The sequence below is a fragment of the Alteromonas sp. AMM-1 genome (assembly GCF_047290655.1).
In the GTDB taxonomy this organism is placed as follows: Bacteria; Pseudomonadota; Gammaproteobacteria; order Enterobacterales; family Alteromonadaceae; genus Alteromonas; species Alteromonas mangrovi.
This window is the reverse complement of the sequence record NZ_JBLBUE010000200.1, coordinates 1-5,828: the sequence shown is the minus strand read 5'-3', so window position 1 is coordinate 5,828 and position 5,828 is coordinate 1. Positions and strand designations below refer to the sequence as shown.

Below are 5,828 nucleotides of genomic sequence, written 5' to 3'. Positions count from 1 at the left end.
CGATCATCGTTTGCTGAAATAATGACTGCTGGTGCCGGCGCGGCAGATTCTGTCTGAGCAGGGGTTTGCTGTGCTTTTTCTGCACTACAACCAGCCAGCATGGCCAGTGTAATTGCACTCATAGCAAAAAGCTTTTTCATTCTAGGTGCCTTATTTAATTGTTATTCGTGAACATATACGTGTAAGTAGACCAAATGACGCAGATTTAGCGGAAAAACAGCCCAACGCATAGTGTTTTGGTATCGCAACAGTAAGCAATGTTGGCGTTACTGGCTACTGCCCTTAAAAACAGTATTGTAAAAAAGTGTGTCAATAACACCATAAACGTGTGTTTAACGATGTTGGTCGATCAGTATTGCATTGCCGTCGGGGTCTGTAAGGGCAATACTTTCTGGACCTTGCCCGCCGGGCTCTGTTGTTTTCGTGAGTTCGAGTCCCTGAGCAATTAAGTGCTTTTCGATGTCCCGAACATCGGTAAAGCTGTCGAGGTTCTGTGCGCTTTGGTTCCAGCCGGGATTAAATGTGAGGATATTACCTTCAAACATACCCTGAAATAACCCAATGATGTGATCGCCATTTTTCATGATGAGCCAGTGTTGCGTTATGTCGCCACCAAATTCCGAGAATCCCAGTTTCTCGTAAAACGCTTTCGACGCGTGAATATCTTTCACCGTCAGACTTACCGAAAATGCGCCCAGTTCCATTGCAGCCCTCACTTTTTTACACGGGTTTTACATCGTTCTACTATCCTCCGCTTTACACATAACTTCAACCATTTACCGCAAATTGCCGTTTCAAGGTAGGCAAGCCGCTCAAGCTTAGTTAAAGTAATTTTTTCGCCCTTTCAGATGCAGTGTTATGGACAGACGACATTTTATAAAGCTTTCTTCTTTGTTTGGCGGCGGTATTGCCATTTCAACCCAATTATCCGGCTGTGGGGCAACCTTTGCACCCGATGGTGATGATTATGTTCCACCGGCCGACTTTACTCACGGTGTAGCCAGTGGCGACCCTACGTCCAGTTCTATTATTCTGTGGACCCGCGCCGTGCCTGCCAGCAATAGCAGCAGTAGTTACATTCGCTGGCAACTGGCCACAACGCCCGATTTTACAAGGCCGGTGCGCAGTGGTGTGGTAAAAACTGAACGCAGCCGCGATTACACACTGAAAGTAGATGTGCGAGATCTGGCGCCAGGCCAGCGCTATTACTATCGCTTTTTTACCAGTGAAACACGCTCACCCATTGGCGAAACAATCACGTTGAACAATGGCGTTACCTCGCGAGTTAAATTTGGGGTATTTTCCTGCGCGAATTTCCCGGCAGGGTATTTCAATGCCTATGATGCCGCAGCAAAAGACAGCAGTATTGACGTAGTACTGCATTTGGGAGATTACATTTACGAATACCCCAAAGGCGGTTATGCCACCGCAAATGCAGATGCGATTGGGCGCGGATTCGTGCCGGGCAATGAAGGCGAATTACTCAATCTTGCTGACTATCGCACCCGTTATGCTCAATATCGCGAAGACAGAGGGTTACAGTTGCTGCATCAGCACAAGCCATTTATTGCCGTTTGGGATGATCACGAAATTGCCAACGATACGTACATGTCGGGGGCTGAAAATCACAATGCCGGAGAAGGCGACTTTCTCGCGCGTCGCACAGCAGCTATTCAGGCGTATTACGAATGGCTGCCTATTCGACCGCCCATGGGCGATGAGAGCCCGCATATTTACCGCCACTTCGAATTTGGTAATCTGGTGAGCCTTTACATGCTCGATACACGGGTGATAGGCCGGGAAAAGCAGTTGTCGTTGGGGGCGTACAAACAACCCGACGGCCGGTTCGATTTACCCGCCTTTGAACGGGACGTAAACAACCCTTCGCGCACTCTGTTGGGTAACGAGCAATTTGCCTGGTTGCAAAAGCAAGTCGCTTCAAGTAACAACCGCTGGCATGTACTGGGCCAGCAAATACTCATGGGCAAGATGCATTATCCGGCCGAAATCATCGCCAGTACTGACCGTAAAGCCGTGCCGGGCATTATTGCTCAGTTGGTTGAACTGCGTCAGCAGCAACTTGAAGGACGCGCGCTTACTGCGGCCGAACAACAGCGATTGAACGCTAAAATTCCCTACAACCTGGATGCCTGGGACGGCTACGCCGCTGAACGTGAAAAGGTGCTAAACCTGTTTAGCCAAAAGGGTAAATCGCTGGTTGTGCTGGCGGGTGACACCCACAACGGCTGGGCAAATGCGTTAACCGACAACACCGGCAAGACCGTTGCTGTGGAGTACGCAACACCGGGTGTATCATCGCCTGGATTCGAAGACTATTTGGGCTTGACCGATAAGCAAGCAGAAGACCTTGCCCGCGCCCTGCCATTGTTAATCGACGAAGTGAAATACTGTAACCTGCATCAGCGAGGTTACATGACCGTGGAATTTACCCTCGGACAGGTGAACACCGCCTGGCATTATGTGAGCAATATTAAAGACACCACTTACACCGTATTAACTCAACATCGCGAGCAGTTTGTAGGGTAACGTTTCGCAGGTTGTTTTATAGGATCCCCCGTCTTCCAGGGCTCGACCCGGGGTCTACTTAAACAGTGTGCCGCAGCCAAACAAGATCCCCGCCTACGCGGGGATGACGAGATAAGCGGCGGGGATGACGAGATAAGCGGCGGGGATGACGGTTACTGTGCGAGATGATGGGAAGATAAGTATGGTGCAAACACGACCTTCAATCCAAAAGCTAGTTCCGACTTACTAACTATCCAGCGGTTTACGGGCGTCACGCACAGCGCGCGGATGCATCAGCTTTTCAAGTTCGGCCAAATACACCGCTATTTGTTTATGGGTAGGCTTATCGTCGGTAATTGCGTTGTACAACCAGTGGTATGCGTCCTGATAATCGTAGGGGCTACCGTAGCCTTCAATAAACAATTCAGCCAATTGCATTTGCGCCTTCAAATTACCCAGCGCCGCCGCTTCGCGTAAGAAAATCACCGCGCGTTTTCTGTCTTGCTGTACCAGCGTACCTTTGCTGTAGTAGCGACCGAGCTGCTCTAAGGCGGCGGGTAATCCCTGATTAGCAGCCTGGCGCATAAAGTCGATACCACGCACCGGGTCTGCGCTTACACATACGCCCCAGGCCAGCATATCGCCCCATAAAAACTGGTAGGCCGGCACTTTTAACACTTCTGCGCGGGCTTCGATATCCTGATTCAACTGACAACGATCAAGTACTACGCGATCGAGGTGCTCGTTTTTATTAATCAGGTTTATTAGTTCGTCCTGGGTGTACAGTTGCACCGCTTTAACTTCCTGCGCGTTGACCGCCGACACTGGTAACAGCGCACAGGCTAACGCAAACATGGAGGTACGAACGAAGGTATGCATAACGAGTCCTGCTAACGGCCAATATCTATGCTCAGGTTATCGGCCGCCGCTAAAAAAACCTAATTAAATTTAATGCACATGGCACTGTTTATGCGCCTTGTATGCTCTACAACGTCTATGCCAAGGTCGGTGAGGTATCCACCATCTACCTGTGTGATCAGGCCCTTGGTGTATAGTCTGGATGCGGCTTCTACGATTGCCTGACTGGCATCGTGGTGGATTTTGAGTCCCTGCATCAGACTTTCAGCAGGAAACTTTAACAATAAATTCAGCTCTTCAATTACGTCGTGGGTAAAGGCCATAGTGTCTCCAGGCAATTTATTCTTTGTAGCCAGTATGCGCCGATTAAACGGCTCTGTCATTAATTGTAGATCCTGTTCAGGCTATCGCGAGTTTTTTGTTATGCATCAATGTGATCGGCTTGGTCGCTTTAGTGGTATACTGCCTGAGCCACAGCAGTCTGAGTTTGTTCATCATGAAATACAAAGATCTTCGGGATTTTATTAAGCAACTGGAAGCCAATGGTGATCTGGTACGCATATCCCAACCTATTGATACTAAATTGGAAATGACCGAAATTGCCGATCGCACCCTGCGCGCGAGCGGTCCGGCATTGTTGTTTGAGAATCCCAAAGGGTTCGACACCCCGGTACTGATGAATCTGTTTGGTACCCCGGAGCGGGTAGCGCTGGGCATGGGTCAAAGCTCGGTGTCAGCACTGCGTGAAGTAGGAAAATTGCTGGCGTATTTAAAAGAGCCTGAGCCGCCCAAAGGACTGAAAGATCTGTGGGAAAAACTCCCGGTATTCAAACAAGTATTGAACATGCCAGCCAAAGAAGTGCGCAAAGCGCCCTGTCAGGCTAATGTTATTACGGGAGACGACGTTGACCTGACCAAACTGCCGGTACAACACTGCTGGCCGGGCGATGTGGCGCCATTGATTACCTGGGGTCTCACGGTTACCCGCGGGCCGCATAAAAAGCGCCAGAACCTGGGCATCTACCGCCAGCAGGTGCTAGGCAAAAACAAACTGATCATGCGCTGGTTGTCGCATCGCGGCGGCGCACTGGACTTCCGCGAATGGTGTCAGACTCATCCTGGGCAACCTTATCCGGTTTCAGTAGCCTTAGGGGCCGATCCCGCCACCATTTTAGGCGCCGTTACGCCGGTACCAGATACTTTGTCTGAATACGCGTTTGCCGGTTTATTACGTGGCGACAAAACCGAAGTAGTAAAATCCATCAGCAACGACTTGCAGGTTCCGGCCAGCGCCGAGTTCGTGCTGGAAGGCTATATCGACCCGAGCGAAACCGCGCCGGAAGGACCTTACGGCGATCATACCGGTTACTACAACGAAGTAGATGAATTTCCGGTATTCACGGTTACTCACATTACTCACCGCGACGACCCGATTTACCATTCAACCTACACCGGACGTCCGCCCGATGAACCGGCCATTCTGGGTGTGGCACTGAACGAAGTATTTGTGCCCATTTTGCAAAAGCAGTTTCCGGAAATTGTGGACTTTTATCTTCCTCCCGAAGGCTGTTCGTACCGCATGGCGGTGGTAACCATGAAGAAGCAATATCCTGGTCACGCCAAGCGAGTCATGATGGGCGTATGGTCGTTCCTGCGCCAGTTTATGTACACCAAGTTTGTAGTGGTGTGCGATGACGACGTAAACGCCCGCGACTGGCAGGACGTTATCTGGGCAATTACTACCCGAATGGACCCCGCCCGTGATACAGTGTTGATTGAAAACACCCCCATTGATTATCTGGATTTTGCGTCGCCAGTATCGGGCCTTGGATCCAAAATGGGCCTGGATGCGACCAATAAAATGCCCGGCGAAACCGATCGGGAATGGGGTGTTCCCATCGAAATGGACGAAGCAGTTAAACGTCGTGTAGACGAAATTTGGGATACGCTGGGCATTATGCCGGGCAACTCCTCGCAACCTTGATTTACAAAAAGAGATTCTATTTTCATGTCACAAATTAGATGCCAGGTGGAAAGCATTGCGCCGCTGACCAAAACCGTTTTTCGGGTTGATTTAACCCCCGACGTATCACTGGATTTCAAGTCTGGCCAGTACGTTATGGTGCATATGGGCGAAAAAGATCAGCGCCCATTTTCAATTGCCAATGCCGCCTACGACAATAATCGTTTAGAACTGCATATTGGCGCCGAACCCGGTAATAAATACGCTGGTGAAGTACTTGAGCGCGCGCGTCAGGAAAAGGCCATTTACGTTTCTGGCGGACACGGCAAAGCGTATCTGCAAGCTACCGACAAGCCGATTGTGTTAATTGCTGGTGGCACAGGTTTCTCGTATGCCTATTCCATTTTGATGCAATCGCTGAAAGAAGATCCCAATCGCGATATTACCCTGTATTGGGGTGGCCGCCACCTTGACGACCTGT

Annotated in this window: 6 protein-coding genes; 3 read left to right on the top strand and 3 right to left on the bottom strand. The window is 50.1% G+C overall.

Going from position 1 to position 5,828, the window contains the following annotated elements:
- Positions 1–332: 332 nt before the first annotated feature.
- The gene (locus ACLR2L_RS18365) at positions 333–704 is read right to left on the bottom strand and encodes a VOC family protein (RefSeq protein WP_140958552.1); all 372 of its coding nucleotides are present in this window, start codon (positions 702–704) and stop codon (positions 333–335) included.
- A 154-nt stretch (positions 705–858) separates the two neighbouring features.
- Between ACLR2L_RS18365 and ACLR2L_RS18360 the strand changes: the two genes are divergently transcribed.
- Positions 859–2,547 (top strand): alkaline phosphatase D family protein, encoded by a 1,689-nt coding sequence (locus ACLR2L_RS18360; RefSeq protein ID WP_413370248.1) that lies wholly within the window; start codon positions 859–861, stop codon positions 2,545–2,547.
- Between the two features lie 225 nt (positions 2,548–2,772).
- On the opposite strand, the gene ACLR2L_RS18355 is transcribed toward ACLR2L_RS18360, so the two are convergent.
- Positions 2,773–3,381, bottom strand: coding sequence for a tetratricopeptide repeat protein (locus tag ACLR2L_RS18355; RefSeq protein WP_255439157.1), 609 nt, complete (start codon positions 3,379–3,381; stop codon positions 2,773–2,775).
- An 83-nt stretch (positions 3,382–3,464) separates the two neighbouring features.
- Positions 3,465–3,707 carry a TIGR02647 family protein gene (locus ACLR2L_RS18350; RefSeq protein ID WP_140958657.1) on the bottom strand — a complete coding sequence of 81 codons (243 nt, stop codon included), beginning with the start codon at positions 3,705–3,707 and terminating at the stop codon, positions 3,465–3,467.
- 173 nt (positions 3,708–3,880) lie between these two features.
- Here ACLR2L_RS18350 and ubiD point away from each other — a divergent pair, with 173 nt between their 5' ends.
- Both ubiD and ACLR2L_RS18340 read left to right on the top strand, forming a co-directional pair.
- On the top strand, positions 3,881–5,368 hold the full coding sequence (gene ubiD / locus ACLR2L_RS18345; RefSeq protein ID WP_413370246.1) for a 4-hydroxy-3-polyprenylbenzoate decarboxylase: 1,488 nt from the start codon (positions 3,881–3,883) through the stop codon (positions 5,366–5,368).
- A 24-nt stretch (positions 5,369–5,392) separates the two neighbouring features.
- Positions 5,393–5,828 (top strand): FAD-binding oxidoreductase (locus tag ACLR2L_RS18340; RefSeq protein WP_413370244.1); only part of this gene is annotated, 436 nt, incomplete at its 3' end.